Genomic DNA, 26658 nt, shown 5'->3' with positions numbered 1-26658 from the left:
TTTAGTCGTCCGCGGGTGTACCGGCTGCCGGTCCCTCGATACCGGGGATTCCTTCCACGCCCATCGACGCCAGTTCGCGCTTGAGCGACTGTTCGTCCTCGACGTTCTGTGAGAGCTCCATCGCCTGCGCGAAGTTCTTCACGAGTCCGCAGTTCGGTCCCTCGGGGGTCTCGGAGGGACAGATGCGACCCCACTGGGTCGCGTGGAGGTCGCGCGCCTCGAAGTGCGGCTGACTCCGCGAGAGCGGGCTGCGCAGCCGACGCAGGTGCGAGAGCACGCCCATGTAGTCCGTCCGGTCGACGAGCTGGGAGACGCCGGAGCGGCCGCCGACCCAGTTGCCCGTCGCGATCGGGTGTTCGAGCCGCTCGGTGAGCACGTCGGAGCGGACCACGGTGCTGACGGTGAGGTCGCGGTTCCGCATGTTCGCCCGTTCGAGCTGGTACTTCACGTCGCGTGCGAGCTTGTTCAGGGCGGTCCGGAACAGGTCCTTCATCAGGTCGCCGGAGACCTTCAGCCGCTTGTTCGCGTAGTGGTCCTTGTCGTCGGATTCGCGGCGGTCGAGCGCGAGCTCGAAGCACGCCTCGGCCATCCGACAGAGGTAGTACGCCTTGTTGATGCGGACGTCCTCGTCGTCGACGCCGTCCTCGTGGAGGTGCGGGAGGAGGTAGCGGTCGATGACGTAGTTCGCCCGCTTCAGCTGGTAGTTCTTGCCCTGGCCGCCGGCGACGCGCTCGCCGAGCGTCTCGATCGCCTCCTGCTCGGTCTGGACGTCGGCCTCCTCCAGATTTTCGAGCATGAACTTCACGATCTCGGGGTCGTCGCTCACGCGGTGGACGATCTCCTCGTCGGATTCGAGCCCGAGCGCGCGGACGAGCGTCACGAAGTTGACGCTGCCGGAGACAGAGGGGAAGGAGACTTCGAGCAGTCCCTCGCGGTTGCGCTCACAGAGGACGAGCGCGCGGTACCCGCGCCGCTGGGAGAAGGTCTTCGCGACCTGGATCTCGTCGCCGTACTTCGAGTCGTACTCCGCGAGGATCTTGTTCGGCGCGAGGTCCTCCGACGTCATCAGCACCCGCTCGGAGCCGTTGACGATGAAGTAGCCGCCGGGGTCGACGGGGTCCTCGCCGATCTCGACGAGGTCCTCCTCGGAGAGGCCGTCGATGTTGCACTTCGAGGAGCCGACCATGATGGGCATCCGTCCCACCTTCGTCTCGGTCGTGTCGACGACCATCTCCTCTTCCTCCTCGCCGCCGCGGACGATGGACATCTCCATGAACACCGGCGCGGCGTAGGTGATGTTCCGGAGGCGGGCCTCCTGGGGGAACAGCAGTTCCTCGGAGCCGTCGGCCTCTCGGACGCGCGGGGTCTCGATGCGGACGTCGCCGAGTTCGACGAAGACGGGCTCTTCGCCCTCCTTGTCGCCGATGTCGGTCTCGATCCGTTCCTTCTCGGTGACGACGTCCTGCATCCCCCGCTCGAGGAAGTTGTTGAACGAGCGGAAGTGGTGTTCTGCGAGCCGTTCCTCAGAGAAGTACTCTCGCGAGACGGCGCGTCGGTCCTGTCGGTTCATTCGATCACCAGTCGGTAGGATACCGCTTTGTCTGTGGTTCGGGAGTCGCGGACGATCTTGACGACGTCGCCGACTTCCGCGTCGTCGGGCAGCGCCGGATCCTTCCGCTTGATCTTCGGAAGCTCCGCGCGTTTGACGTCGTACTCCGTCAGCATCGACTCGACCTCATCCTCCTCGATGAGCGTGTGCTCGGGGACGAGCTCGTGTTGGCTTACGTCTACCATGTCTGGGTGTGCTGGGTGTTGATTGGGGAAGAAGTTGTCACGGGATACTACAGGCCGGTTCGGATGGGAGCCATTTAACCCTTGCCAACTCCGGGTCGGATAAGCGCGGCTCACCATCACGAGTACCCCCAGCACTCGTGTTGCGTTGACACACGCGAGTCCCGGATAAAGGTGTTGCGGCGGTCGGGGGGTGGTCGGGCGCCGACACCGGCGAGAGTTTATAAACCAAGACGGGGCCAGCGACCCCGTGATCTGAGAGCCGTCCCGCGTCGGGCCGCGGTCGTTCGGCACGTCGACGCGGGAGTTGCGGGCGGTCCGGTCGAAACGGACGCGCCCGGTCGTGTGCCGACTGTTCGCCAGACCGAGTCACGGCCCCACGGAGTCACGACCGGATCGGGACCCGACGGCGACGACGCGTCGTCTGCCCGTTCGTTCGTCGCCCAGCCGTCCGTTCGTCGTCGATCCCCCGCTGTCCCCTCGCTATTCGACGACGAGGCTCGTCCGCTGGTCGACGGCCTCGGCCTCCTCGAAGTCGCCGCCGCCCAGCAGGCCGCGCGCGGCGTTCTTCCCCCACTCGACGGCCGGTTGCGTGAACGTCGAGACCGCCGCGAGTTCGCCGTAGAGGACGCACGCCGCCTCCATCTCGTAGAGCAGCGAGCCGAGGCTCCGCTCGTCGACGGCGTCGATCTCGACGCGGATCGCCGGGACGCCCGACTCGACGAGGCTGGCCTCCGTCGCCTCGAACTCGGCGTCGAGCAGGTCGCCGAGGGACGAGCCGCCCAGGTACGACAGCCCGTCGAGGTCGGTCTCGGGGATCGCCCGATCCGAGTAGTCTCGCGGCCGAACGAGCGTCACGAGCTTGTCGCGTGGGCCGGCGCGGTACAGCTGGAGCTGCGAGTGCTGGTCGGTCGCACCGAGCGCCCGCGCCGGCGTCTGTCCGAGGCCGTCCTTCCCGAGGCTCTCGGCCCAGAGCTGTGCGAACCACTCGGCGAACGTCTCCAGGCGTTCGGCGTACGGCATCATCGCGTTCGTGACCGCGCCGCGCCCCGCGAGCGCGTACGTCGTCGCGCCGTAGGCGTAGGCGGGCGTCTCGAACAGCGAACCGGACAGGCCGCCGGCGGCGTCCGCCGAGCCCGCACGGATCGCGTCCAGGTCGTGGCCCTGGATCGCCGCCACGGCGAGCCCGACTGTCGAGAGCGCCGAGAACCGACCGGGGACGCCGTCGGGGACCGAGAGCGACGGGAGGTCGTGTTTCTCCGCGAGCGACCGCAGGTTCCCGGACTCGCCGGTCGTCACGAACGTCCGGTCCGTCCAGTCGACGCCGGCGTCGGCCATCGACTCGCGGACGACGAGGAAGTTCGCGAGCGTCTCCGCCGTCGTCCCCGATCGGGAGACGACGTTGAGGACCGTTCGATCGAGCGGCAGAGAGTCCAGCAGTCGCGAGACGTGCTCGGGATCGACGTTGTCGAGGAAGTACGCGTCGGGGTCGTCCGGGCCAGCGAGGGCGTCGGCGAAGGTCGCCGCTCCGAGGGCGCTCCCGCCGATTCCGACGGTGAGCACCGCCTCCGCGTCGTCGAACGGCGCGACCGCGGTTCGGATCGCGTCCAGATCCACCGTCGAGGGGAGATTCAGCGCCTCGTAGCCGTGTTCGTGAGCGTCGCGACCGGCCGCGATCCGCTCGTGGGCGGCCGCCACCTGTTCGTCCAGCCGCTCCAGCGACGCCCGGGAGACGCCGGGCGTCGCGTCGAGTGAACTGCCGAGATCGACGTGCATACCTCGACGACGACCCCGCGCGACGAAAAAGTGGTCGGTCCCGAGGCCGCCGGGACGGAATCGCCGAGGAGCGGAGCCTAGCGACCGACCGGTTCGTTCAAACCGTCGCGCTCCCAACCCCGAACGATGGCATCCGGCTACGACGGCGTCTTCGGCGCGTTCCCCTACGCGTTCCGCTCCAGCGAGTCGCGGCTGTTCAAACTGTACGTCATCGCGAGCGCGCTCGCCATCGGTCTCATCGCGCTGTTCGTCGGCATCGCGGTCGTCGTGTTGATCGGACAGACCGCCGCGGCGCAGGGGGGGTCGCTCACGCTCTCGCGGTCGTTCTACGTCGTCGTCGGCCTGCTCGTCGTCCTGCCGGCGATCGCGCCGGTCCTGATCGTGGCGCGTCGCCGCCGGAAGGGGGCGACGTCCTCGCCGCGTCACGAGACGGCACTCGCGGCCGCCGGGTTCGTCTTTCTCCTCTCGCTGTATCTCGGCCTCGTCGCCTCGATGCCGGAGACGTTCGTGCTCGACGGCGAGACGGTGACGCGCCCGCAGCCGAGCGGCCTCTTCGCGCCGCTGATCGCGGGACTGTACGCGATTCCACCCGTGCTCTCCTGGGCCGTGCCGCTGGCCGGGGCGCTGCTTGTCGGTCTCGCACACCGCCTCTTCCGGTAGATCGAGGCGTTCCGAATCCGGCGGATCGACGGGTCCGTGAGCGGCGCGTTCGACGACGAAACCCGCAAGTGCGCCGACCGACTACGACGCGCCAATGACTGACGCCGATCACGACATCGACGGACCGGACGAGCCGGACGCTGCGACCGAGGACGGAGAGCGGATCGAGGGGACGTTCCTCGTGACCGCCGCCGAGTCTGATTCGGCGGTGCTCAAAGACGTCGAGAGCGGTCAGGTACACACCCTCTCCTCGAACCCGGGTGTCGAGCGCGACGACGTCGTCGAGGGCGCCGTGGCGCCCGACCCGCCGCTCAACGTCTCCTATCAGCTCGTGAAGACCTCGTCGCGTCGCACGCTGTCAGTCGAGCGGAGCGACGAGCCGCCGACGGCCCACTCGAGAGAGCTCGCAGCGGAACAAGGGGTGGGCGACCTCACCCGCGAGGAACGCGCCGGGACGGGCGAAATCCACGTGATCACGGTCCCCGAAGACGGCACTGAGGCGGCCGTCGACGACGTGCTCGAGGACGAAGAGCAGCTGCGCTCTCGGGCCGCACGGCTCGGCGTCGACCGGGTCGAAATCCGCTCGGCACCGGGTGTGCTCTCGGTTCGCTATATGCCCTGACGGGGATCGGCGGCGAGCAGACGTGCCGGGTCGCCCCGTGGCGCATCACGCGTAGCCGAGCATAAGAAGGCTTATTCGGCGCGGCTCTCGACCGGAGTCTATGGTCGAGTTCACGGTACCGGAGGTCGACTACACCCGGTACACGAACCGCCAGCTCGCGGCGATCCCGCTCGCCGTGCTGGTGGTGGCGCTCCTCATCATCGCGGGCTGGTACGTGATGACCGGTTCACCGGTGAACCAGGGCATCGCGTTCACCGGCGGGACGGAGGTACAGGTCGCTATCGACGGACCGCAGTCGGAAGCCGAACAGCAGATCAGGTCGGCGTTCTCCGCGGAGCCCGAGTCCATCCGATCCGTGCCGGCACAGAGCGTCTACGTCGTGACGTTCCAGTCCGGACCGGGGTCGGAGTCGGTCGGCGCGACCGAGTTGGAGCAACAGGCCGAGGACGCCGGGCTCGACGTCCGGTCGATATCCACCGTCTCGGCGAGCTTCGGCGGCGACACGCAGACCCTCGCGATCGGCGGGCTCGCGGTCGCGTTCCTCGGGATGAGCGTGCTCGTCTTCGCGATGTTCCGCGTGTTCGTCCCCTCGATCGCCGTCGTCATCTCGGCGTTCTCGGACATCATGATCCCGCTGGCGCTGATGAACGTCCTCGGGATCGAACTCTCACTCGGGACCGTCGCGGCGCTCCTGATGCTCATCGGGTACTCCGTCGACTCGGACATCCTCCTGAACAACCACGTCCTCCGGCGCTCGGGTGACTTCTACGAGTCGACGTACCGGGCGATGCGGACCGGCGTGACGATGACGCTGACGTCGATCGTCGCGATGCTCGTGATGACGGTCACGGCGACGCTGTTCGGCATTCAGCTCCTGGCGGCGATCGGGACGGTGCTCGTCTTCGGGCTCGCGACCGACCTGATGAACACGTACATGCTGAATCTGAGTCTGCTTCGCTGGTACAAGTTCGAGGGGGTGAACCGCTGATGATCGACGTTCGCGACAACTGGCGGGTGATCCTGCTCGTGGTCTTCATCCTGATCTCGGCGTTCGCACTCTTCTCGCCGACGCTCGCGGCGGACGACGGCGGCGACGGAGGTAACGTCGCGGGCACGAGCAGCGTGACGAACCTCCAGTACGGACTGGAGCTCTCCGGCGGGACACGCGTCCGCGCGCCGCTCGTCGGCGTCACGGCCGAGGAGGTCGACTTCGGCGGCGACGAGCCGCGCACGGTCGAACAGAACGTCGCCGCGGAGCTCGAAGGGGCCGGGCCGGCGGACGTCATCGCCAGATACGGTGCGCAGTCCGGAGGGCAGTCGACCGCACAACCGCAGTCGGAGTCGGGCAACACCATCGAGGTGACGGCGGAGGGCGTCACCACTGAGCAGCTCGCCGCCGCCCTCGAGGACGCCGGATACGGCTACGAGACGACGCGGGAGGGCGTCACGGAGACGACACGACAGGAGGTCGTGCGGATCCTCCAGAACAAGATCAACGAGGCCGGCCTCTCCGGCGGAACGGTCCAGCAGGTGACGACCGCCCAGGGCGACAACTACGTCCTCGTCGAGGTGCCGAACCAGGACGCCTCGTCGGTCCGCGACCTCGTCGGCGAGCGCGGGACCGTCGTGATCGAGGCGTACTACCCAACCGAGAACGGGAGCGGTTACGCCCGTGACGTCGTCCTCCAGCAGGAGGACTTCCAGAGCATCGGGACCGCACAGGAGGGCGACGCCGGCGGCGCGTACGTCCCCGTGACGGTCTCCGAACCCGTCGCGCCGGAGTTCCAGACGGCGATGCAGGACACGGGACTCGCACAGCCCGGCGGGACGCGATGTACGTACCAGGCCGACACCGAGAGCACCGAGCCGTGTCTCCTCCTCGTCGTCAACGGCGAGGTGACGAACGCCTTCGGGATGAGCCCCGGGCTCGCAGACAGTATGCGGAGCGGCGAGTGGGCGGGCAACCCCGTCTTCCAGCTGCAGACGACGAACGTCTCCGAGGCCCAGGAGGTCTCGATCAACCTCCGCGCCGGTGCGCTCCCGGCACAGTTGGACTTCTCGCAGGACAGCGGCGGGACGACCTCCTACATCTCGCCCTCGCAGGGTGCCGACTTCCGCGTCAACTCGCTCCTGACCGGAATCATCGCCGTGCTCGCGGTCAGCGGGACCGTCTTCGCCCGCTACAAAGACGTCCGCGTCGCCGCGCCGATGATCGTGACCGCGCTCTCGGAGGTCGTCATCCTCCTCGGGTTCGCGGCCGGGATCGGCTACCCGCTGGACCTGTCCGTCATCGCCGGCTTCATCGCCGTCATCGGGACCGGCGTGGACGACCTCATCATCATCGCCGACGAGGTGATGGCCGAGGGGCAGATCGACTCCAGGCGCGTCTTCCAGTCGCGGTTCCGGAAGGCGTTCTGGGTGATCGGCGCGGCGGCCGCGACGACGATCATCGCGATGTCGCCGCTGGCGATCCTCTCGCTCGGGGACCTGCAGGGCTTCGCCATCTTCACCATCCTCGGCGTGCTCGTCGGGGTGCTCATCACCCGCCCGGCGTACGGCGACATCCTGCGCTCGCTGACGACCGTCGACCGCTGACGACTGTCGACGTCTAACGACGGTCGGCTGCCGAAAACTCGGGGACGACGGCCTCCCCGCGGTCGAATCCCAGCCTACAAGAATAGGCGACTGTTTAAATACGAGACCGCGACAACGTCGAGGTGTACCGGGCGACGATCGACGCCGCACCGCCGTCGGGAAAACGGCGGACGACGAGACCCACGATGGCCACTGACACTGATCTCCCCACCGACTCCACGCCCACCGACGCCCCGCACGCCGACGCGCCGCACGTCGGCGACGCAGAGACCACCGACCGCGAGCAGGTCCTCCTCGCCCGCGTCGAGGAGTACGACGACGGGCCCGACGAGTGCACGATCTACCCGGCGAACGCGACGGCGGCGGAACTCCCGACGACGTGGCTCTCCGCCGAGGAGGGAGCGTTCGTCTCGCTGGAGGAGATGCACTGATCGGCGTTCGGTAGCCGCTCTCCGTCCGCCGTCCCGACCCCGCCCACAGGGAGTATCGTAGAAACCCATCGATTCGGTTGCAGCCGAATCGAGCATCGCGGCCAGCCGGGGGTCTATAGATCGCCGGTCGGCTACGGTAATCCCGATCAGAACTCCGAGAGTCCGGACTGCTCGGCGGCCGCGAGCACGTCGGTCGACGTCGACCACGACGCCCGCGCGCAATCGGGGAGTTCGCCGGTCCGCTCGACGTACTCTCGGAGGAAGTCCCGCGTCGTCGGATCGCTCGGATAGCCGCTCCCGATCGGGCCGTACTCGGCGTACTCGTCCGCGATCGCGTCGATCTCGGCGTCGCGTCGGACCTTCGCGACGACCGAGGCCGCGGCGACGAGCGGGTACGATTCGTCGGCGCCGTGCTCGGCACTGACGGCCACATCGGCGTCCGAACCGGCGTCGGCGACCCCCTCGCGAACGCGGCGGGCGAACCGCGACTCGCTGACGTCGCCGGCGTCGGCGACGACCGCGTCGCCGTCGCGAGCGACCGCGGCGACGGCCTCGGCGTGCGCCGCCACGGTGAGCGTGTTCATGTCCGTCTCGGGGTCGTCGATCCGGTCGGTGGAGACGACGGCGACGCCGACGGCGACCGCGTCCCGCTCGCGGAGCGTCTCCGCGATTGACTCCCGTTTGGCGGGGGACAGCCGCTTGGAGTCGTCGACGTCGTCGGGGATCGCGGCCGCCGGTGCACGCACTGCGGCGGCGACCATCGGTCCGAGGACGGGACCCTTGCCGGCCTCGTCGCTGCCGACGACGGGATCCTCGGCGGTCATCACTCGGGGTTCGACGCTCCGCCGTCGTTCGACGGCGATTCGCCCGTCTCGGGCGTCTGGGCCGGACGGTCGTCGCGGAAGAACGACTCGTCCTCGAAGGGTTCGTCTTCGCCGTAAACGCCGACGACGTCGAGCGCGGTCACCTCGGCGTCGACGTCGAGCAGCCCCGCGAGGCTCGGGTTCGTCCGCCCCTCGTCGCCGGAGACGAGTTCCTTGATGTAGAGGCCGCCCGCGCCGTGGATCTCGACGGTCGCGTGGGTGTCGTCGTCGAGTTCGCCCTCGGTCTCGTAGACCTCTCGCTTCCGGGTCAGACTCGCCCGGCGGTGGTCGACCCGGTGGGGGGTGTACTGTTCGATCGTCGCGCCCTCGAGTTCGTCGAGAGCGGCCGCGAGCGCGTCGTCGTCGACGGGGTCGGCGAACTCGACCTCCGCGCGGTAGCGCTTGGAGGCGTCCAGCGCCTTGACCCGCTCGACCATCTCGTAGTCGGCGAGGCGGAGGCCCTCGACCTCGACGCGGCCCCCGGCGAAGGCGTTGATGTCGCCCTCCAGGCGTTCGACGTCGACCCGACGGCGGCGCGGTTCCATCACCTCGATGACGAACGGTCTCCCGGTGCCGAGCATCCGCGCGTCGACGTCCTCTCTCCCCGCGCCGTGGAACTTCGCGTCGGTGCCGTCCATCACGTCGCGGACCACCGGCGCGGTCAGGCCCTCGACGCTGTCCTGATAGAGGTAGCCCGTTCCGTCGCACTTCTCGCAGGGCTGTTTGCCGATATACCCGGAGCCCTGGCAGTCGTTGCAGGGCCACTCCGTCTGCGGGATGTCGCGTTCGAGCTTTCGGTAGCGGCCGTAGACGAACGTCGAGTGGACGTCGACCTCGACGGAGCCGGCCTCCAGATCGAGCGTGAACTGCACGTCCGGCCGCCCGAAGTCGACGGTCGTGTCCGTGAGCCGTCCGACGCGCTTGCCGACCTCGCGGTTGAACTCCGATTTGAAGAGTTCGCCCGCGTCCTCGTCGAGGCCGGCTCCTTCCCGGAACAGGACCTCGTTCTCCTCGATCAGCGGCGGCGTGCGCGTGCCGACCTGATACGTCTCGAACTCGACGTCCTCGACCGCGGCCGCGCAGCGTTCGGCCCACTCGTCGAACTGGTCACAGAGGCCCTCACACACCCAGCAGTCGGCGGTCTCGACCTGCTCGTACGGCTCATCGTCGTCCAGCGCGGCGGCGATACGGAGGCTCCGACCCCGCTCGGCGTTCGTCAGCCCGTGGCTCCGCTCCGCGAAGGCCCGCCCGAGACAGGCGTCACAGACGGGTTCCTGCGCGGCGAGCGCGCGGGCGTCGGCGAGAATGCTCATACGGGTACCAGAGACGGCGCTCGCTTCTGTCTTGTCCTTTCGCGTTGGCGTCGACGCCCGGAGTCCGGTAACGGACCCGAGAGACACGAAGCGACCCGGTACTACGCCACGCCAGCGACGCCGAAGAGCCACCACAGCGTCGCGAACACGGCCGCGCTGACGACGAGGACACCGGCGAACACGGCGATCCCGAGCACAACCACGACGCGTCTGTCCCGGCGTTCGGCTGTCGGGTCCGCCAGTCGGGCTTCGAGCAGGCGGACGTTCCGGTCGTTCGCGCGCCAGACGACGTCGAACGCGTCGCCGACGAGCGGTACCGACCCGAAGAGCGCGTCGACGAGGAGGTTCAGACACATCCGGGCGATCGTCGCTCGCGGCGCGCCGAGCGCCGCGGCTTCCGCGACGACGTACGCCGACGCCGCCGTCGCGGTCGCGTCGCCGACGCCCGGGAGTAGCCCCAGAAGGGGATCGAGCCCGATCCTGACGTTCGTTCCGGGGATCTCGACGGCGCTGTCGAGCAGGCGGCTCACCCGACGGAGGCGAGCCAGTCGCTCCGAGTCCGTCGCGTCGGAACGGTTCTCCGGGTCCACGACATCGGGGCGATGCGACGGGTCAACGGTGACCCGTCGCGGCCGGCGGGTATCGGTGTTTCGCCGTCGCGGGCGATTTTCGACTGCTGAGGGCGATTTTCGACTGCCAAGAGCGCGACGGACCCGAGGACGAGCGGCCTGTCGATCAAAAGGGGAGAGCGAATCCGACTTCGTGGTCCTTAGGTCCGCGCGGAACCGACGGAGAGTGAATGGAGTCTGCGATCGAGATACGGGATCTACGGAAGTCCTACGGCGACGTACAGGCGCTCGACGGCGTCGATCTCACGGTTCCGGAGGGATCGTTCTTCGGCCTCCTGGGGCCGAACGGCGCGGGCAAGACCACTTTCATCAACGTCCTCGTCGGCCTCGTCCGCAAGAGCGGCGGCGACGCCCGGGTGTTCGGCTACGACGTCGAGGACGACTACCGCGAGGTCCGCGACCGGATCGGCCTCGCGCCCCAGGAGTTCAACGTCGACCGCTTCTTCCCGATCCGCGAGGTGCTCGAACACAAGGCCGGTTACCACGGAATCTCCCGGGAGCACGCCCGCGAGCGGACCGAGGAGGTCCTGAAACGCGTCGGCATCTACGAGAAGCGCGACACGCGGTTCGACTGGCTCTCCGGCGGGATGAAGCGACGGTTCATGCTCGCCCGAGCGCTCATCACGGAGCCGGATCTCCTGATCCTCGACGAACCGACCGCCGGCGTCGACGTCCAGCTCCGTCACGAGCTCTGGGAGACCATCGTCGACCTGAACCAGCGGGGGACGACCATCCTGCTCACGACCCACTACATCGAGGAGGCCGAACGGCTCTGCGACGAGGTCGCGATCCTCGACTCGGGCCGCGTCCTCGACGTCGCGAGCCCCGAGGAACTGATGGACCGCGGCACCGACGACGTCGTCGTCAAACTGCGCGACGAACCGACTGCCGTTCCGGACTTCGCAGCGCTTGACGACCGGGTCGAGTCGGTCGAACTGGACGGGACGCGCCTCGTCGTCACCGCGCGCCAGGGCGGACTCGTCACGCCGGACATCGTGAGTCGACTCGACGAGGCCGGCCACGAGATCGTCGACCTGGAGATCCAGCGCACCTCCTTAGAGGAGGTCTTCGTCGAGATGACGAGAGCCGGCGAGGGGCGGGCGACGCCGGAGGTGTCCTCGCAGTGAGCTTCGACACCACGGGGTTTCTCGCGCTGCTGCGACGGGAGATCCTCCGCTTCCTCCGTCGGCCCCGGAACACCTTCCTGCCGCCCTTCATCACCAACGTCCTGTACTTCTCGGTCTTCGGCGTGATCCTCGGCGAGCGCATCGACCAGATCGCCGGCGTGCCGTACATCCTCTTCATCCTCCCCGGGCTCGTCGTGCTCGGGGCCATCTCCAACGCCTTCGAGAACACCTCGTTCAACATCTTCCACGGCCGGTGGAACCGCTACATCGAGGAGGTGCTCACCTCGCCGCTGTCCTACCGGACGATGGTCGGCGCGTACGTGCTCGCGGCGGCGGTCCGAGGCGCGGTCGTCGGGATCCTCATCGCCCTCATCGGGGCGTTCTTCACCTCCGTCGGCGTCGTCCGACCGCTGTATCTCGTCGCCTTCGGCGTCGTCATCACGGTCCTGTTCGCGGGGCTCGGGGTCGTCGCCGGGCTGTGGGCCGACGACTTCGACGACCTGACGATGCTGAACCAGTTCATCCTCCGACCGCTGGTCTTCTTCGGCGGCGTCTTCTACTCGCTGAACGAGCTGCCGGGGACGGTCCAGCAGGTGTCGCTGCTGAATCCCATGATCTACATGGTCAACGGCGTCCGGTACGGCTTCCTCGGCGTCAGCGAGGTCGATCCGAACGCGTCGCTGGCGGTGCTCTCGGGACTCGCCGTCGTCGTCGTCGGCCTCGATATCGTTCTCTTCCGACGGGGATACGGGCTGTCGGAGTGATGGCCCCGGCCGGATCCGAGGGAGCTACGCCCACCCGGCGTCGGTGATCGGCCGACTATCGGCCGTGGGTGAAATCCCGATTTTCGTCACACGAACGTCTTTAGGAATCGATCGACACCGCCGTGATGCAGTATGAAACGCAAACCATCCGCGGCGTCGGCGAAGGAGACGTTCGTCGTCGCCATCGCCGCGGCCGTCCTGGTGAGTGCGGTGCTCGCCCCCGTTGCCTACGATTACGGATCCTCCACGCAGTCCGACGGGACGGTGTCGGTCATCACGGTCTCCGGCACCATCTCCGCGACGACGGTGGACGGTATCTCCGAGGACCTCCGAAACGCGCGGACCAACGAGTCCGTGAAGGCGGTCGTCCTCAAGGTCGACAGCGGTGGCGGCGCCGTCGCTCCCAGCGAGCGGTTGTACCTCGAAGTGTTGCGAACGGCAGAACAGATGCCCGTGGTCGCTTCGGTGCAGGGCACCGGGGCCTCGGGCGCGTACTACGGAATGCTCCCGGCCGACGAGATATTCGTCCTCTCCTCGACGCAGATCGGCAGCGTCGGCGTGATCGGCTCCGGCGGCAGCGTGCCCTACCCGGACTCGGTGATCCGAACCGGGCCGGACAAGGCACAGCCGACGACGGACCAGCGGGAACGGACCGTCGAGTCGCTGAAGCGGCAGTTCGTCGGCCGCGTGATGGAGCACCGCGGCGAGAACATCTCCCTCTCGCGCGAGGAGGTCGCCTACGCGCGGACCTACCTCGGACCGGAGGCCGTCCAGAACGGCTACGCCGACCGGATCGGCGCGCTCCCGACGGCGATCGATCACGCCGCGGAGCTGGCCGGGATGGAGGACTACGACGTCGCCAGACAGGAGCCGCCGAGTTCGCTCGGCCTGATCCTCCTGGCCAGTCAGACCGACAATGGAACCGAGATCTACAAGCGGAGCGATCGGACGAACGGCCTCGTCCCCGTCACGGGACCGCTGATGGTGGACGAAGTACCCTACCACGACCCGGAGGTGACCGGCAATGCAAGCGCGTGAGCTGACCGGTCCCGCGGTCGCGTTCGTCGTGATCGTCGCCGTCGTCGTCGGCGGTGCCGCGGTCGTCCCGCTGGTCACCGGCGGCGACACCCCCGAGGTGACGAACCTCGCCGAACGGCAGACCGACCTCGACGCGGTCCGCGTCGATCCCGCCGAGGAGAGCGGCGAGATCACGATGGACGCCGACGCAGAGAGCAAGACGATCCTCGTCGACCGAGCGCACGGAAACGAACTCTCCGACGAGAAGCTCTCGACGCTCACGGCCGCGCTGGTCGAGAACGGTCACGAGGTCCGGTTCGTGACCCAGGAGCAGGCCCGCGGCCAGGCCTGGAACCAGTCGCTCCGAACCGCCGACGCGCTCCTCGTCGCGAACCCGGGACGGCCGTACACGTCCGAGCAACTCGCCGGCGTCCGCGCGTTCAACGAGGCGGGCGGCCGCGTCGTGCTGCTCTCGGACCCGGCCTCGGGGTCGGGCGCGAGCGCGGTGACGAGCCTGCTGGGACTGAGCGTCCAGCAGCCCGCGAGCGGCGGTCCCGGGCTGAGTTCCTCGCTCGGCGTCGCGGCACGCTCGGGCTACCTGTTCAACATGCACGAGTACCAGCACAACTTCGAGAGCGTCTACGCGACGGGCGGTAGCGGCTCCCTCTCCCAGGGCGTCGACCGCGTCGTCTTCCACGACGCGCGCGCCGTCACGACGGCGGACGGGCAGGTCGCGCTCTCGGCGATCGAACGGACTCGCCTGTCGACGACGCGCCGCGCCGACACCTACGCCGTCGCGGCGCAGTCCGGCGACGTCGCCATCGTCGGCGACACCGACTTCCTCGCGCCGACGAACGCGTACGTCGCGGACAACGAGGCCTTCGTCGGCAACCTCGCGGACTTCCTCGTGAGCGGCCAGAAGACGTCGAACGCGCCGTCGCCGCCGTCGCCCGAACGGGGCGAAAGCGCACCGACGCGGCCGGCACCGACCGCCTAACCCGACTCCGACCGGCTCGAGACCGCTTTTTTGACGTGGTTCTCGCTGACTCGAACGGCCGGCGTATAGTGACTGCGACTGCGAACGGTCGACGTATAGTGACCGCGACGGCGAACGGTCGACTCATAGTGTTCGAGCGGCGAGCACCGCTATGCGACAGTTCCTGATCGTCGGTCACGACGCGCCGACGACGCCCGAGTTCTCGCTCGACGACCTCGCCGGCGGCGCGGGACGGCTCGACGTCCTCTGCCGGTGCGTCAACAGCGCGTTCTTCCTCTCGCACTCGATCCGCGAGGACGTGCGGGTGCACCTCGTGCTCGGCGACGAGTTCACCGTCCGGTTCGAGGGTTCCGAACTCCGGCGACTCAATCCCGACGAGCGGAGCACCGCGGCGCTCGTCCGGCAGGCCCTCGAACACCGCGATGACGCGATCGGACACATGCCCGCCGAGAGCACGCCCGGCGTCTCGATCCGCCGGATGGGCTTCGAGGCGACGCTCGACGACGTCGCCGAGGGGGCGACCGTCGTCGAACTCCACGAGGACGGCGATCCGATCGCGGACGTCGAGCCACCCGCCGACCCCCTGTTCGTGCTGTCGGACCACCACGAGTTCGCCGAGAGCGAGCGCTCCCTGCTCGAAGCGGAGGCCGACGAGCGCGTCAGAGTCGGGCCGGAGGTCCTCCACGCGGACCACACGGTCACCGTCGCCCACAACTACCTCGACACGGACGGCTACACCACGTACTGAGACGATGACTGGCGATCGCACCCGCGATCGGCGGAACCCGGGCGACTCCCCACCGACGGGCGACGGCGAGAGTCGGGAGCGGCGGACGACGTACGCGCCCGCTCTCGACGACCGGTTCTCGGTTCCGCTCCGCGGCGTCGCCGTCGACACCGAGACCCGGTGTGCCCACTGGGACGACGAGGTCGACGTCGTCGCGCTTCGATTCGGCTGCTGTGGGGAGTTCTCGCCGTGTCACGCCTGCCACGTCGAGACGGCCGATCACGAGCCCGAACCGTGGCCCCGCGAGCGGTTCGACGAGCCCACGGTCCTGTGCGGCGTCTGTGGAACGACGCTGTCGGCGCGGACGTACCTCGACGGCGAGGACGCGTGTCCGAACTGCGGCGCGGCATTCAATCCGGGGTGTCGACGTCACCGCGACCGGTACTTCGAGGAGTAGGGACCCCCGGCGGGTCGTCGGGGCGCCGGCAGCCAAATCCGGTTCGGAAGCGTTAAAAGAACGAACGGCGACTGTTGGGATGCGGGCCGGTGGGGTAGCTTGGTATCCTTCGGCCTTCGGGTGGCCGTAACCGCAGTTCGAATCTGCGCCGGCCCATTTCTGCCCGCGTTTCACACTGCTGCGAGCGCAGCGAGTCGTCCAAAGTGGGTGTATTTCACGACGACGAGCGGCGCGAACCGGCCCGGAATCCGAGGGCGATCACCACGGCGTGGCGAGGTACACCACGAGGTACACTACAGCAGCGACGGTGAGTGCCGTGAGGGCGCTGAGGCCCCCGACAGCGACGCCGGTACGGTGGCCGCCGGAGGGGTCGTCCGACGTGCCGCGTCGGGCGTTCGAGTAGCCGGTCCAGAGGCCGACGACGACCGCCAGCGGGACGATAGTGAATCCCAGGACGTGGGCGTCGACGACCGTCGGTCTCGGGAGGACGAAGACGGCCGCACCGTAGGCGACGCCGGTCATAGACCGGACGTCGATCGCGCCCCGGAGGCCGCTCAGATTTCCGTCGGTGCGGGCGAAGTCACCCGCGGTCAGGCGGAACGCGACGACGACGCCGAGCCACACGGCCGCCAGTTCGAAGAACAGCACCGCGAGGATCTCGACCGTCGGATCGGCCGCGAGACTGACTCGTTCGGTGAGCACCGGCGGGCCGAACGGCGAGAGCAGCGGCGGCGGTACGGCCAGGAAGACGTCGCCGAACGGGTGGGAGAGAAAGCCGACACCGGCCGCCGCGGCCAGCGATGCCGTCGAAGCGTCCGCTCGCCGGCCGACCAGCGCGCCGGCGACGGCGACAGCGAGCAAGAACGCGGCGGCCACGAGCGCGGGAGTACGGCCGACGACCCTCGAGAAGGTCGAGAGCAGCGCGGCGACCCCGGCGGTCGCGAACAGGGTGGCGAGCACCGCGGCGAGGGCGTCGCGGCCGCTTTCCGAGGGAAAGTCGGAACCGGCGGTCCGGGGAGTCGGTTCCAGCCACGCTGTGGCGACCGCCGCGGCGGCGGTGAAGGCGAGCGCGGCGACGACACCGACCGGGAGCGGATGTGTGACCACGCGGTGGACGCCGTTGGCGACGCCCCAGAACGCCTCCCATCCGAGAGGCGCCCCACCGGCGACGGCGGTCGCGTACGTCGCCGCGGCGTAGGCGACATCGAGGTCCGGAAGCAAGGCGGCGATCGCGGCGATCCCCCCGAGGTGCAACGCGGTACGCCGGTCGGCACCGGTCGACCGAGCCCCCCACCCGGCGAGGGCGAACGCGAGGAACTCGTGGCCGACGAACATCGATCACGTCGGATCTGCCCGTCGAAAAGAATAGGTCTTCGGGTGTGACGTCGTCGGCTCGACGTGCGTCCGGCGGATCCCGGGTATGGGTCCCGTACGCCTCAGCGAAAGGACGGGAAAGGACGCCTCCAACGGGGGAGGACTCTCGCCGCGCCGTTTTTGCCCTCTCGGTGCGAACACCCGCCGTGAACGGAACCGCGATCGACCACGTCAAGCTCCTGATACCCGAAGGCGACGTCGAGACCGCAATCGCGTTCTACCGCGACGCGCTCGGCTTCGGCATCGAGGGGATGGATCTGTACGAGGCGGACGAGAAGCCGTTCTTCTCGGTGCGGCTCGCCCCCGGTGCCGTGATCCATCTCCAGCCGACGGAAACGGGTGAGCGACCGGGCGCGGACCGCTCCGGCTACGATCACGTCGCCGTCCGTGTCGACGACACCATCGAGGGGATCGAATCGGCGCTGGACGACGCCGGCGTCGAGATCGATCGGCGGCTGGATCCGCTGGGAGCGACCGGCGTCGCTCCGGCGGTGTACGTCACCGACCCGTTCGGCTACCGACTCGAACTGAAAGCCGAGCGGGAGTGACCCGGCCGATTCGACGGCGACCCGTCTCCCCAACCCCGACATCGAACCGTTTTTCTCGTCGGTCGTGCTTGACCCATCCAATCGATGCGTGCCCTGATTTCCTCGGGTGACGGCTCCCGCTCCGGACGGCGAGCGGGCGCCGCGCTCGTCGCGTTCGGCGTCCTCCTCCTCGTCACTTCGCTCGTCCTCGGCGCCGCGCTCGCGCCGGAAGTCGGATCCGCCGAAGACGGCGAGACCCGGCAGACGCTCGTCGGGTCACAGGGCGGTGGACCGGGGCTCCACGATCACGGCTCCGTCTACCTGCTCGACGGCCGCGAGACGGCGTGGCGAACGGGTGACACTGACAGCTACTTCGACGTCACGATGCTCGAGAACGGCAGCGTGATGGCCGGCTTTATGGACGACGGATACGAGGACTGCGGCCCCTACGAGTCGCCGTGTACTCACACCGGGTTCCGGATCATCGATCCGAACGCCGACAGCGCGGCCGCTCCCGAGGTCGAACACGAGTACTCCTTCCCGGTTCGGACCCGCGCCAACAGCGAGGTGCACGACGTCGAACTGCTCGACTCCGGGGAGTTCCTCGTGAGCGACATGGAGCACGAACGGATCTTCACGGTGAAAGACGGCGAGATCACCTGGCAGTGGAACGCCAGCTCGCGCTACGAGGCGCCCGACGATCCCACGCGGACCGACTGGCTCCACATCAACGACGTCGACGTCATCGGCGAGGACCGATACCTCGTCTCCGTCCGCAACGCCCACCAGTTGGTGATCGTCGAGCGCGGCGAGGGCGTCGTCGAGGTGATCAACGGCGACGAGGAGGTCACCGAGGGCGACCCGACGCTGCTCCGCCAGCAGCACAACCCGCAGTGGCTCGGCGACGGCAACGTCCTCGTCGCCGACAGCCACAACGACCGGATCGTCGAACTCGAACGGGCCGAGGACGGCGACTGGGAGGTCGCCTGGGAGATCTACGCGGCCGAGGGCGTCAACTTCAACTGGCCGCGCGACGCCGATCGGCTCCCCAACGGCAACACGCTGATCACCGACTCGCTGAACCAGCGGGTCGTCGAGGTGACGCAGAACGGCTCGACCGTCTGGAGCTACGGGACGCCGCAGGTCCCCTACGAGGCCGAGCGACTGCCCGCGGGCGAGACCGTCGGCGGCGTCTCCTACGCTGACGGCGGCGACGAACCGACGTCGATCGGCGACGGGTACAACGTCCCCGTGCTGTCGTTCCTCCTCGTGATCTTCCAGACCGGGTTGCAGACGCCCTTCTGGTTCACCGAGGTGCACGTCGCCGTGACGATCGTCTCTCTCCTCTCTGTCCTCGCCGGCGTCGGACTCGTCGTCCGCGATCGGCTTCGCCGGAGGTAGCCGGGTCCCGGACGTCGGTCGGCGTCGTTGCCGCGGCCGTTCGTCGACGTCGCTTCCCGTCCGGCGGCGTCGCTGCTCGGCCGCCGGTCGGCCCCTATCGGGACTGGGGTCCGTTGTGGCGAACAGTCGGCACCCGCGTCGACGGCACTCCCCTCGCGGTGCCGTCTCTGTCGATCCCGCGCCGACGTGCCGAACACCCGCTGCCCGACGCGAGACTGCTCTTACGTCACGGGGGTGCTGGCCGCCCGATGGGATATAAAACTCCGCGACCGCGACACCCTCGATTTCTTGCCGGTCCGGACGGATGACCCGGTATGACCGACGACGCGTCAGAAGACGAGTTGCGGTGGCGAACGACCGACAGCGAGATCGACTACGCCTGCCCCGGATTCGACGTCCGCCGCGACGACGTGGTCCTCCCGGACGGAACCGAGACGGACTTCCACTACGTCGACGAACCGGCGGCGGTCGTCGTCCTCCCGTTCACGTCCGACGGCGACGTCGTCGTGATCGAGGAGTGGCGACAGGCCGTCGGGCGCGTCAACCGCGGACTGCCGGCGGGGAGCGCCGAACCCGACGACGACGACCTCGCCGCGGTCGCCCGCCGGGAACTGGGAGAGGAAACGGGATACGAGGCGGCGACGGTCGAACACCTGTTCGCCGCCGAACCCGCAAACGGGCTGTTGAACAGCGTCCATCACTACTTCGTCGCACGCGACTGCGAGCCCTCCGGCGAACAGAACCTCGACTTCAACGAGAGCATCGTCGTCGACGTCGTCGACTACGACGATCTGCTCGACGCCGTCCTCGACGGCGACGTCCGCGACGGTCGGACCGTCACGGGCATCACCCGGTACGAACTCGCCGACCGGTGGCGCTGACGCCGCGGGTTCGGGCGCGACAGGAAACAGTTCGTGCGCGACGGGAGCGACGGGAGGTTCGGACCGCGTGAGGAGGACCGGTCCGAGAGACGAAGGACTTTGACTCCCCAGCACGTACGTGCTGTGTGTCCTCCGAATCAGAACTGACCGACGGGACCGACGATCCGATCTCCTCGTCGGACCCCCTCGTCGACGTCCTCCGTGCGCTCGTCGTCGCGGTCCTCCTCGCCGTCGTCGGCATCGGCGTCGGCGGGATCCTCGTCGGCGCGGTCGTCCTCACGCTGCTCTTCGCCGGCGTGGGAGTCACGCCGCTTTTGAGCATCGTCATCTCGCTCGCGCTCGCGACCGGTGTCGGGTTCGGCGGCGTCGCGCTGGGGTACCTCCGCTATCGCGGTCTCGGGATCGACTACGTCGGCATCGCCGTGCCGTCGCTGCGCGATGTCGCGTTCGTCGTCGGTGGCTACGTCGCGTCACTCGCGCTGCTCGTGCTCGCGTCGGTCGTCATTTCGACGGTCGGCGCCGAACCGGCCCCGAACACCACCGCCGAGATGGGGATGGAGAACCCCGAGATCCTGCTCCTGTTGATCCCGGCGTCGTTCCTCCTGATCGGCCCGGGCGAGGAACTGCTGTACCGCGGCGTGGTTCAGAACCGCCTGGGCGAGGCGTTGCCCGCGGCCGCGGCCATCTTCCTCGCGAGCCTCATCTTCGCGTCGATCCACTTCTTCTCGCTGTCGGGCGCGCCCCGGGCGCGACTCGTCAGCATCTCGGTGCTCGTCCTGCCGACGCTCGTGTTCGGGACGATGTACGAACTCACCGACAACATCGTCGTGCCGGCTTTGATCCACGGCGCGTACAACGCGACCCTGTTCTCGCTCCTGTACCTCACGATCCGGTTCGCGGGGATGGAGGAGTTACCGCAGTTCGTCGCGGCCGCGTCGCTGCCGCTCTGAACCACGGAACGCGTTCCGCGTCGAACCTCAAAAGAACGTCCACGCGAAGTACAGGCCGCCGAGGACCAACGCGACGCCGACGGCCTGAACGAGTCGCCGCCACCGCGCGGGAACCGCGGGGTCTCTCTCCCCGTTTCCGGTGTCGGAGTTACCGCCGGAGACGCCGTCCTCGCCGTACCGACCCTGCCGGTCCTGCGGGAGGCGGCCGGCCGTCTGCACCTGGAGGATCGTCTCGGGCGCGGCGACGAACAGGAGGCCGAGCGCGACGCCGAGGACGGCGGCCGCGAGCGTTCGAGCGTCGGTCATCGGGGGTGGCGTGGGTCGATCATCGATCGGGGTACAGCGCCTCAGTTCCGGAGCCGCTCGATCCGCTTCTCCATCGGCGGGTGCGTCGCGAACAGCCGGGCGAGGCCGCGTTCCTCACCGAAGATGCAGAGCGCGTTCACCTGGGGGTCGACCGCCGAATCCTGGCTGCGCTCGTTCCCGCGGCTGATCTTCTCTAAGGCTCGCGCCAGCGGTTCGCCGCCGCCGATGGCCTCGGCGGCGTCGCCGTCGGCGACGTACTCCCGATACCTGGAGATGGCGAAGACGAAGAGCATCACCAGCATCTGGGTGATCTGACCGACGACGATCGCCAGGAAGAAATCGGCGATGTCGTTGTCGCCGGTCAGGAGCACGGCCCACTGGGCGACGATGGCGACGATGGAGGCGACGCCCTGCCCGAGGACCATCATCACCACGTCGCGGTTGCGGATGTGCGCGAGTTCGTGCGCGAGCACGCCCTCGACCTCGTCGGGATCCAGCCGTCCGAGCAGTTCCTCGCTCACCACGACCGTCCCCGCGCCCTTCCGCCCGACGGCGAAGGCGTTGGGGACGCCCATCCGAGCGATCATCAGCCGCGGTTTGTCGATGCCCATCGACTCCGAGAGCGACTCGACGCGGCGGTGAATGTCGGCGTAGCGGTCCTCGGGGAGGTCCTCGGCACCGACGCTCCGCAGCGCCATCCACTTGCCGACCTTGTACTGAACGCCGACGAAGGCGACGCTCCCGACGAGGATGAGCGGCAGCAGTCCCTCGCCGAACATCGCCATCAGCACCACGGCCGCGACGGCGTAGAATGCGAACAGGATCGATCCGACGATCGCCATCCGCGCTTTCAGTCCGAGGTGTCGCATACGGCGATTTTGTTGTCCGTCCGGACACAAATACTCGGTGGTTCGATCACGGTGATCGTTTATATACCAGTACGCGGCCAGGATCGCCGTGATCTGAGAGCGAACCCGCGTCGTGCAGCGCTCGTTCGGCACAGCGACGCGGGAAACGGGCGACGACGGCGGTGCTGTGGCGGCCGCCGCCGCGCGTCGAGCGGGTGCCGACTGTTCGCCACACCGATCAGCTGTCGGTCAGAGCGGCCCAAGAGACCGTGGTGAGCCCGTCCGGTCAACCGGGATGATCTCGTTCGGCCAACCGGGGAGATCCCGTTCGGTCAACCGGATGAGACGACCGACTCGTCGGTCGGCCAGCGACGGCCACGGGATCGCGTCGGGTGGGAACGGAGAGAGCGTCGGAGGTCGTCACTCTGAGACGAGAGCCGATCAGATCCGCCGCCGAACGGAAAGCGACGGTACTTACCGAGTCGCCGCCGACACCCGTGTATGCGCGATCACTTCGAACTCCGCGACGGGGACGCCGCCGGCCGCATCGGCGAGCTCTCGGTTCCCCGAGCGGGGGTAACGGTCGAGACGCCGGCGCTGATGCCGGTCATCAACCCGAACATCCGTACGGTCGCCCCCGCTCGTCTCGAATCGGAGTTCGGCGCGGAGATCCTGATCACGAACGCCTACATCATCCACACGAACGAGGAGCTTCGCGAGGCGGCCCTCGACGACGGCCTCCACGAGATGCTCGACTTCGACGGGGCGATCGTCACCGACTCGGGGTCGTTTCAGCTCGCCGAGTACGGCGACATCGAGGTGACGACCCGCGAGATCCTCGGATTCCAGCGCGATATCGGCTCCGACGTCGGCACGCCGGTCGACATCCCGACGCCGCCGGACGTCTCCCGAGCGCAAGCCGAGGAAGACCTCTCGACCACCGAGGAGGCGCTCGCCGACGCCGGGGCCGTCGAGACCGGCGAGATGCTCGTGAACGCGCCCGTCCAGGGATCGACGTATCCGGACCTCCGCGAGGCGGCCGGGCGGCACGCCTACGCCACCGACCTCGACGTCTTCCCCGTCGGCGCGGTCGTCCCGCTGATGAACAGCTACCGCTACGCGGAGATGATCGACGTCGTCGCGGGCGCGAAGCGCGGCCTCGGCCGCGACGCCCCCGTCCACCTGTTCGGCGCGGGCCACCCGATGATGTTCGCGCTGGCGGTCGCCGCCGGCTGCGACCTCTTCGACTCGGCGGCGTACGCCATCTACGCGCGCGACGACCGCTACCTGACGGTCCGCGGCACCGAACATCTCGAAGACGTCGAGTACTTCCCCTGCTCGTGTGCGGTCTGCTCGGAACACGACCCGGCAGACCTCCGCGCGCTGGAGGACGCCGAACGCGAGCGACTGCTCGCCGAGCACAACCTCCACGTCTCCTTCGCGGAGATCCGGCGGATCAAGCAGGCGATCCGCTCGGGGAACCTCCTCGAACTGGTCGAGGCGCGGGCGCGCTCGCACCCGGCGATGCTCGACGGCTACCGCGCGCTCTTGGACCACGCCGACCAGCTCGAACGCGAGGATCCCGTCTCGAAGGGGTCGTTCTTCTATCTCTCCGAGGACGCCCCGCGTCGTCCGGAAGTGCGCCGACACCACGAGCGCATCGGGCGGGTCGACGCCGGCGAGCGAGTCCTGCTCACGGAGGGCGGCAAACCCTCCGGCGACGCCTACGACGCCGCCTGGCGCGTGGTGCCGCCGTTCGGGCCGTTCCCGCGGGCGCTCTCGGAGACGTACCCCCTCACGGCCGAGGTGCCGGAGCGGCTCGACCGCGCGGCCTACGAGGTGGCCGCCGACGGGATCGCCCGGGTGGTCGACGCGAATCCCGACACCTCGTTCGTGCTCGCCCATTCCGACTGGCCGGCGTCGGCGCTGGAGCGGCTACCGGAGGGCGTCGGACTGGAGAACCTCCGAAGCGACGAGCAGTTCGAGTGACGCGTCGGGGCGCGCTCGGACGCTCCCGTCGGGGCCACTGCCGGCGTCGTTCCGCGAACGTCGCCAGCGACGTCACTCGTCGGCGTCGACGGCCGAAACGTCCGCCATCCGCTCGGTGAAGTCCCAGGAGTGCAGTCGCTCCGGCCGGATGCGGATCCGGACCTCCTCGCGGTCGGGGTCGAGGAGGAAGTCGCCGAGGTCGTTGTCGGTGCCGCCGAGGTAGCGCTCGAAGAGCGAGCGCAGGAGCCGCTTGTCGGTGTCGGGTTCGATCGATGCGGTCCCGCGTCCGCGGACGCCCTTGTACGGCGGCTCGTTCGTCGACACCTCGAACGCGACTTCGGGGTCGTTGCGGAGGTACTCGACGACGGCCGCGTCGGCACCCGTCGCACAGCGGAGTTCGGGGGTCGCGGCGTCGCTTGCGCTCGTTCCTCGCTCGACCTCGGCCGAGGCGGTCCCCGCGTCCGTCGGGGCCGCTCCCGCGTTCGCTTCGTCGCCCTCGACCCACTCGAACCACAGCGAGAGCATCCAGAGGTGGTCGCTGGGCGTGTGACACCCGAGCCGGACGGGAACGCGGGTCGCGTCGAGGAACGCCCCAGCTTCCTCGGCGGACCACGGACCGGTGACGTGCATACCTCTCGCTGCGGGTGCCGGGGGCAAAAGCGCGCGGGCCGAATCAGCCTGGATGGAGGCGGGACGCTAACGGGCTCGCGAACAGACAGATAATTCACGCTCGACGGCACATACGGGAGTATGACCGACTACTTCGAGGTCCACGGGCGCGACGGGGCCGCCCGGCTCGGGGAACTCCGGCTCTCGGATCCGCTGACGACGCCCGCGCTCGTCGACGACAGCATCGACGACGGGGGGAGCCTCTGGACGAGAGAGCGGGAGATCCCCAAGGGGTATCGGGAGATCCTGACGGTGCTGCCCCACCGATCGTTCCCCGCCGGGACCGACGAGCGCGTTCAGGAGACGTTCGCGGTCGACTACCCCGACGTCGACTACCCGAGCGCGGCGGTCGTGACGGCCGAAACCGCCGCCGATTACGGCGCGGACGCCTACATCCTCTCGGACGCGCAGGGCTTCGTCGGCCACGCCTCGGCGTTCCGCGAGGAGATCATCGCCGCGCGGGAGTCGCTCCCGGCCGACACCGCGCTGTATCTCTCCGGCGTCGCGACGCCGCGGAACGCCGCGGTCCTCGTCTATGCGGGCGTCGACCTCCTCGACGCGAAACGGGCGCGGGTCCGCGGCCTCCAGGGGTTCTACCTCACCTCGGAGGGGGAGTACTTCCTCGAGGACTTAGACGAACTGCCGTGTTCGTGCCCGGCGTGTCAGGGCAAGCGCCTCGACATCGACCCCGAGGCGGCAGAGACGAACGCCGCGCGCGCCGCCGCGTTCGACCGCGAGGACTGCGCCGATCACAACGAGCACGCGCTCAAGTCCGAACTGGCGACGGTCCGCCGTCGGATCCGCGACGGCCGCCTGCGCGACTACGTCGAGGGGCAGGCGCGCCACGACCAGTGGCTCACCGCGGCGTTCCGCGAGTTCGACCAGCAGTACGGCTACGTCGAGGAGCGGACGCCCGTCGTCCGCGACACCGAACTCGCCGCGGCGACCGAAGACACCCTGCGGCGCGTCGAGATCCAGCGCTTCGCCGAGCGGGTGACCGAGCGGTACCGCAACCGCTTCGAGAACCCGCTCGTGCTCGTCCCGTGCTCGGCGACGAAGCCCTACAGCGAATCGCAGAGCCACGCGCAGTTCCACGACGCGATCCAGTACCGCGGCCACCAGGTCTCGATGACCTCGCCCATCGGCGTCGTCCCGATGGAACTGGAACTCACCTACCCCGCCCAGCACTACGACTCCGTCGTGACGGGTCGGTGGTCCGAGGACGAGAAGTCATTCGTCGCGGACGTGTTCCGGCGCTACCTCGACCGCAACGACTACCCGCGCGTGATCGCGCACGTCCCCGACGGCGGCTACCGCGACATCGTCGAGCGCGTCGAGGGCGACGTCGACATCGACTTCGAGTACACCGTCGAAGACCACCCGACGACGACCGAGTCGATCGCGAATCTGATGTCGACGCTCGACGGCGAACTGAAGTACGGGAAACGGAAGCGCCAGCACAACACGATCAAGGCGCTCGCGGACTACCAACTCGGCCCCGACGCCGGCGACGCGCTCTTCGCCGACGTCGACCTGCAGACGACGAGCCGCTACCCCAAACTGCAGGTGAGAGACGGCGACGGCGAGGGCGACGACGGCGGCCCCGGCGAGCAACTCGCGACGATGGTTCCGCAGTACGGCGTCCTCTCGTTCACGCTCGCCGGCGCGCGCGTCTGGGAGGAGTCGGACGCCCCCACGAAGCGCGTCGAGATCGACGAGTTCGTCCCGCACGGGAGCGTCCTCGCGCCCGGCGTCGTCGACGCCGACGAGGACATCCGCGTCGGCGACGAGGTCGTCGTGGAGGGCCCGAAGGCCTTCGCGGTCGGCCGCGCGCAGATGTTCGGCTCGGAGATGGTCGGGTCGACCCGCGGCGAGGCCGTACAGGTGCGGCACGTCGAGGAACGGTAGCGAGCCGGCTGCAACGTCGCGACAGTCGCGACGGCC

Annotated in this window: 27 protein-coding genes and 1 tRNA gene; 18 read left to right on the top strand and 10 right to left on the bottom strand. The window is 68.8% G+C overall.

The annotated features are described in order from the left end of the window. Position 1 precedes the first annotated feature (1 nt). The 3 genes from DV707_RS02200 to DV707_RS02190 all read right to left on the bottom strand — a co-directional run bounded on the left by DV707_RS02200 (position 2) and on the right by DV707_RS02190 (position 3567). Positions 2-1570, bottom strand: coding sequence for a DNA-directed RNA polymerase subunit B'' (locus DV707_RS02200; protein WP_103990818.1), 1569 nt, complete (start codon positions 1568-1570; stop codon positions 2-4). After that, positions 1567-1794 carry a DNA-directed RNA polymerase subunit H gene (locus DV707_RS02195; protein ID WP_103990819.1) on the bottom strand — a complete coding sequence of 76 codons (228 nt, stop codon included), beginning with the start codon at positions 1792-1794 and terminating at the stop codon, positions 1567-1569. The genes DV707_RS02200 and DV707_RS02195 overlap by 4 nt, the downstream gene beginning before the upstream one ends. 480 nt (positions 1795-2274) lie before the next feature. Continuing rightward, entirely contained in the window at positions 2275-3567 is a 1293-nt protein-coding gene (locus DV707_RS02190) for a glucose-6-phosphate isomerase (protein ID WP_103990820.1), read from the bottom strand. Positions 3568-3693: 126 nt separating this feature from the next. On the opposite strand from DV707_RS02190, the gene DV707_RS02185 reads away from it, so the two are divergent. The 5 genes from DV707_RS02185 to DV707_RS02165 all read left to right on the top strand — a co-directional run bounded on the left by DV707_RS02185 (position 3694) and on the right by DV707_RS02165 (position 7875). Beyond that, positions 3694-4227, top strand: a complete 534-nt coding sequence (locus DV707_RS02185; RefSeq protein ID WP_103990821.1) for a hypothetical protein — start codon at positions 3694-3696, stop codon at positions 4225-4227. A gap of 94 nt (positions 4228-4321) precedes the next feature. Beyond that, positions 4322-4849 carry a DUF5812 family protein gene (locus DV707_RS02180; protein WP_235010726.1) on the top strand — a complete coding sequence of 176 codons (528 nt, stop codon included), beginning with the start codon at positions 4322-4324 and terminating at the stop codon, positions 4847-4849. Between the two features lie 100 nt (positions 4850-4949). Further along, complete coding sequence (gene secF, locus DV707_RS02175; protein WP_103990822.1) at positions 4950-5837, top strand: protein translocase subunit SecF; 888 nt, start codon at positions 4950-4952, stop codon at positions 5835-5837. Next, positions 5837-7444 carry a preprotein translocase subunit SecD gene (locus tag DV707_RS02170; RefSeq protein ID WP_103990823.1) on the top strand — a complete coding sequence of 536 codons (1608 nt, stop codon included), beginning with the start codon at positions 5837-5839 and terminating at the stop codon, positions 7442-7444. Before secF ends, DV707_RS02170 begins: the two co-directional genes overlap by 1 nt. Positions 7445-7629: 185 nt before the next feature. Next, positions 7630-7875 (top strand): DUF7511 domain-containing protein, encoded by a 246-nt coding sequence (locus tag DV707_RS02165; protein ID WP_103991256.1) that lies wholly within the window; start codon positions 7630-7632, stop codon positions 7873-7875. 146 nt (positions 7876-8021) lie between these two features. Here the strand turns inward: DV707_RS02165 and rnhB are convergent, their stop codons facing one another. From rnhB to DV707_RS02150, 3 genes are all read right to left on the bottom strand, one after another. Then, positions 8022-8699, bottom strand: coding sequence for a ribonuclease HII (gene rnhB / locus DV707_RS02160; RefSeq protein WP_103990824.1), 678 nt, complete (start codon positions 8697-8699; stop codon positions 8022-8024). Further along, entirely contained in the window at positions 8699-10051 is a 1353-nt protein-coding gene (locus DV707_RS02155) for a tRNA pseudouridine(54/55) synthase Pus10 (RefSeq protein WP_103990825.1), read from the bottom strand. The genes rnhB and DV707_RS02155 overlap by 1 nt, the downstream gene beginning before the upstream one ends. 101 nt (positions 10052-10152) lie before the next feature. Beyond that, on the bottom strand, positions 10153-10641 hold the full coding sequence (locus DV707_RS02150) for a DUF4112 domain-containing protein (RefSeq protein ID WP_103990826.1): 489 nt from the start codon (positions 10639-10641) through the stop codon (positions 10153-10155). Positions 10642-10850: 209 nt separating this feature from the next. On the opposite strand from DV707_RS02150, the gene DV707_RS02145 reads away from it, so the two are divergent. The 7 genes from DV707_RS02145 (at position 10851) to DV707_RS02115 (ending at position 15925) form a co-directional block, all read left to right on the top strand. Next, positions 10851-11807: an ABC transporter ATP-binding protein gene (locus DV707_RS02145; RefSeq protein ID WP_103990827.1), complete on the top strand. Its 957-nt coding sequence runs from the start codon at positions 10851-10853 to the stop codon at positions 11805-11807. Then, on the top strand, positions 11804-12571 hold the full coding sequence (locus DV707_RS02140; RefSeq protein WP_103990828.1) for an ABC transporter permease: 768 nt from the start codon (positions 11804-11806) through the stop codon (positions 12569-12571). Before DV707_RS02145 ends, DV707_RS02140 begins: the two co-directional genes overlap by 4 nt. 132 nt (positions 12572-12703) lie before the next feature. Continuing rightward, a complete protein-coding gene (locus tag DV707_RS02135) occupies positions 12704-13609 on the top strand; it encodes a S49 family peptidase (protein WP_103990829.1) in 906 nt (301 codons plus the stop codon). Then, positions 13596-14585, top strand: a complete 990-nt coding sequence (locus DV707_RS02130) for a motility-associated ABC transporter substrate-binding family protein (protein WP_103990830.1) — start codon at positions 13596-13598, stop codon at positions 14583-14585. The genes DV707_RS02135 and DV707_RS02130 overlap by 14 nt, the downstream gene beginning before the upstream one ends. Before the next feature lie 151 nt (positions 14586-14736). Further along, positions 14737-15333, top strand: coding sequence for a tRNA (pseudouridine(54)-N(1))-methyltransferase TrmY (trmY, locus tag DV707_RS02125; RefSeq protein WP_103990831.1), 597 nt, complete (start codon positions 14737-14739; stop codon positions 15331-15333). Positions 15334-15337: 4 nt separating this feature from the next. Next, positions 15338-15769, top strand: a complete 432-nt coding sequence (locus tag DV707_RS02120; protein ID WP_103990832.1) for a CHY zinc finger protein — start codon at positions 15338-15340, stop codon at positions 15767-15769. 83 nt (positions 15770-15852) lie between these two features. Further along, positions 15853-15925: transfer RNA gene (locus tag DV707_RS02115), tRNA-Pro, on the top strand. A 102-nt stretch (positions 15926-16027) separates the two neighbouring features. On the opposite strand, the gene DV707_RS02110 is transcribed toward DV707_RS02115, so the two are convergent. Beyond that, the gene (locus DV707_RS02110; RefSeq protein ID WP_103990833.1) at positions 16028-17104 is read right to left on the bottom strand and encodes a metal-dependent hydrolase; all 1077 of its coding nucleotides are present in this window, start codon (positions 17102-17104) and stop codon (positions 16028-16030) included. A 185-nt stretch (positions 17105-17289) separates the two neighbouring features. Between DV707_RS02110 and DV707_RS02105 the strand changes: the two genes are divergently transcribed. From DV707_RS02105 to DV707_RS02090, 4 genes are all read left to right on the top strand, one after another. Beyond that, a complete protein-coding gene (locus tag DV707_RS02105; protein ID WP_103990834.1) occupies positions 17290-17691 on the top strand; it encodes a VOC family protein in 402 nt (133 codons plus the stop codon). An 84-nt stretch (positions 17692-17775) separates the two neighbouring features. Further along, positions 17776-19071 (top strand): hypothetical protein, encoded by a 1296-nt coding sequence (locus DV707_RS02100; protein ID WP_103990835.1) that lies wholly within the window; start codon positions 17776-17778, stop codon positions 19069-19071. 314 nt (positions 19072-19385) lie between these two features. Continuing rightward, positions 19386-19952, top strand: coding sequence for an NUDIX hydrolase (locus DV707_RS02095; RefSeq protein ID WP_103990836.1), 567 nt, complete (start codon positions 19386-19388; stop codon positions 19950-19952). Between the two features lie 167 nt (positions 19953-20119). After that, a complete protein-coding gene (locus tag DV707_RS02090) occupies positions 20120-20902 on the top strand; it encodes a CPBP family intramembrane glutamic endopeptidase (RefSeq protein WP_103991257.1) in 783 nt (260 codons plus the stop codon). A 27-nt stretch (positions 20903-20929) separates the two neighbouring features. Here DV707_RS02090 and DV707_RS02085 read toward each other — a convergent pair whose 3' ends face one another. Continuing rightward, complete coding sequence (locus DV707_RS02085) at positions 20930-21208, bottom strand: hypothetical protein (RefSeq protein WP_103990837.1); 279 nt, start codon at positions 21206-21208, stop codon at positions 20930-20932. A 41-nt stretch (positions 21209-21249) separates the two neighbouring features. Continuing rightward, on the bottom strand, positions 21250-22077 hold the full coding sequence (locus DV707_RS02080) for a M48 family metallopeptidase (protein ID WP_103990838.1): 828 nt from the start codon (positions 22075-22077) through the stop codon (positions 21250-21252). A 480-nt stretch (positions 22078-22557) separates the two neighbouring features. Here DV707_RS02080 and tgtA point away from each other — a divergent pair, with 480 nt between their 5' ends. After that, a complete protein-coding gene (gene tgtA, locus DV707_RS02075; protein WP_103990839.1) occupies positions 22558-24045 on the top strand; it encodes a tRNA guanosine(15) transglycosylase TgtA in 1488 nt (495 codons plus the stop codon). Positions 24046-24117: 72 nt separating this feature from the next. Here tgtA and DV707_RS02070 read toward each other — a convergent pair whose 3' ends face one another. Further along, positions 24118-24675, bottom strand: a complete 558-nt coding sequence (locus DV707_RS02070; RefSeq protein WP_103990840.1) for a pyridoxamine 5'-phosphate oxidase family protein — start codon at positions 24673-24675, stop codon at positions 24118-24120. A gap of 120 nt (positions 24676-24795) precedes the next feature. On the opposite strand from DV707_RS02070, the gene arcS reads away from it, so the two are divergent. After that, positions 24796-26622 carry an archaeosine synthase subunit alpha gene (gene arcS / locus DV707_RS02065; protein ID WP_103990841.1) on the top strand — a complete coding sequence of 609 codons (1827 nt, stop codon included), beginning with the start codon at positions 24796-24798 and terminating at the stop codon, positions 26620-26622. Positions 26623-26658 lie beyond the last annotated feature (36 nt).

Origin of the sequence: Halobellus limi, assembly GCF_004799685.1 — an archaeon.
Lineage (GTDB): Archaea > Halobacteriota > Halobacteria > Halobacteriales > Haloferacaceae > Haloquadratum > Haloquadratum limi.
The sequence above is the reverse complement of the archived record's forward strand: the minus strand, read 5'-3'. Positions and strand labels throughout refer to the sequence as shown.

Bases quoted from the DNA above. Each gene is read 5' to 3' on its own strand.
- rnhB (WP_103990824.1), bottom strand. From the start codon at position 8,699: ATGACCGCCGAGGATCCCGTCGTCGGCAGCGACGAGGCCGGCAAGGGT.
- DV707_RS02085 (WP_103990837.1), bottom strand. From the start codon at position 21,208: ATGACCGACGCTCGAACGCTCGCGGCCGCCGTCCTCGGCGTCGCGCTC.
- DV707_RS02155 (WP_103990825.1), bottom strand. From the start codon at position 10,051: ATGAGCATTCTCGCCGACGCCCGCGCGCTCGCCGCGCAGGAACCCGTC.
- DV707_RS02180 (WP_235010726.1), top strand. From the start codon at position 4,322: ATGACTGACGCCGATCACGACATCGACGGACCGGACGAGCCGGACGCT.
- DV707_RS02120 (WP_103990832.1), top strand. From the start codon at position 15,338: ATGACTGGCGATCGCACCCGCGATCGGCGGAACCCGGGCGACTCCCCA.
- arcS (WP_103990841.1), top strand. From the start codon at position 24,796: ATGACCGACTACTTCGAGGTCCACGGGCGCGACGGGGCCGCCCGGCTC.
- DV707_RS02185 (WP_103990821.1), top strand. From the start codon at position 3,694: ATGGCATCCGGCTACGACGGCGTCTTCGGCGCGTTCCCCTACGCGTTC.
- DV707_RS02100 (WP_103990835.1), top strand. From the start codon at position 17,776: ATGCGTGCCCTGATTTCCTCGGGTGACGGCTCCCGCTCCGGACGGCGA.
- DV707_RS02195 (WP_103990819.1), bottom strand. From the start codon at position 1,794: ATGGTAGACGTAAGCCAACACGAGCTCGTCCCCGAGCACACGCTCATC.
- DV707_RS02170 (WP_103990823.1), top strand. From the start codon at position 5,837: ATGATCGACGTTCGCGACAACTGGCGGGTGATCCTGCTCGTGGTCTTC.
- DV707_RS02070 (WP_103990840.1), bottom strand. From the start codon at position 24,675: ATGCACGTCACCGGTCCGTGGTCCGCCGAGGAAGCTGGGGCGTTCCTC.
- DV707_RS02135 (WP_103990829.1), top strand. From the start codon at position 12,704: ATGAAACGCAAACCATCCGCGGCGTCGGCGAAGGAGACGTTCGTCGTC.
- tgtA (WP_103990839.1), top strand. From the start codon at position 22,558: ATGCGCGATCACTTCGAACTCCGCGACGGGGACGCCGCCGGCCGCATC.
- DV707_RS02110 (WP_103990833.1), bottom strand. From the start codon at position 17,104: ATGTTCGTCGGCCACGAGTTCCTCGCGTTCGCCCTCGCCGGGTGGGGG.
- DV707_RS02165 (WP_103991256.1), top strand. From the start codon at position 7,630: ATGGCCACTGACACTGATCTCCCCACCGACTCCACGCCCACCGACGCC.
- trmY (WP_103990831.1), top strand. From the start codon at position 14,737: ATGCGACAGTTCCTGATCGTCGGTCACGACGCGCCGACGACGCCCGAG.
- DV707_RS02130 (WP_103990830.1), top strand. From the start codon at position 13,596: ATGCAAGCGCGTGAGCTGACCGGTCCCGCGGTCGCGTTCGTCGTGATC.
- secF (WP_103990822.1), top strand. From the start codon at position 4,950: ATGGTCGAGTTCACGGTACCGGAGGTCGACTACACCCGGTACACGAAC.
- DV707_RS02200 (WP_103990818.1), bottom strand. From the start codon at position 1,570: ATGAACCGACAGGACCGACGCGCCGTCTCGCGAGAGTACTTCTCTGAG.
- DV707_RS02190 (WP_103990820.1), bottom strand. From the start codon at position 3,567: ATGCACGTCGATCTCGGCAGTTCACTCGACGCGACGCCCGGCGTCTCC.
- DV707_RS02145 (WP_103990827.1), top strand. From the start codon at position 10,851: ATGGAGTCTGCGATCGAGATACGGGATCTACGGAAGTCCTACGGCGAC.
- DV707_RS02095 (WP_103990836.1), top strand. From the start codon at position 19,386: ATGACCGACGACGCGTCAGAAGACGAGTTGCGGTGGCGAACGACCGAC.
- DV707_RS02080 (WP_103990838.1), bottom strand. From the start codon at position 22,077: ATGCGACACCTCGGACTGAAAGCGCGGATGGCGATCGTCGGATCGATC.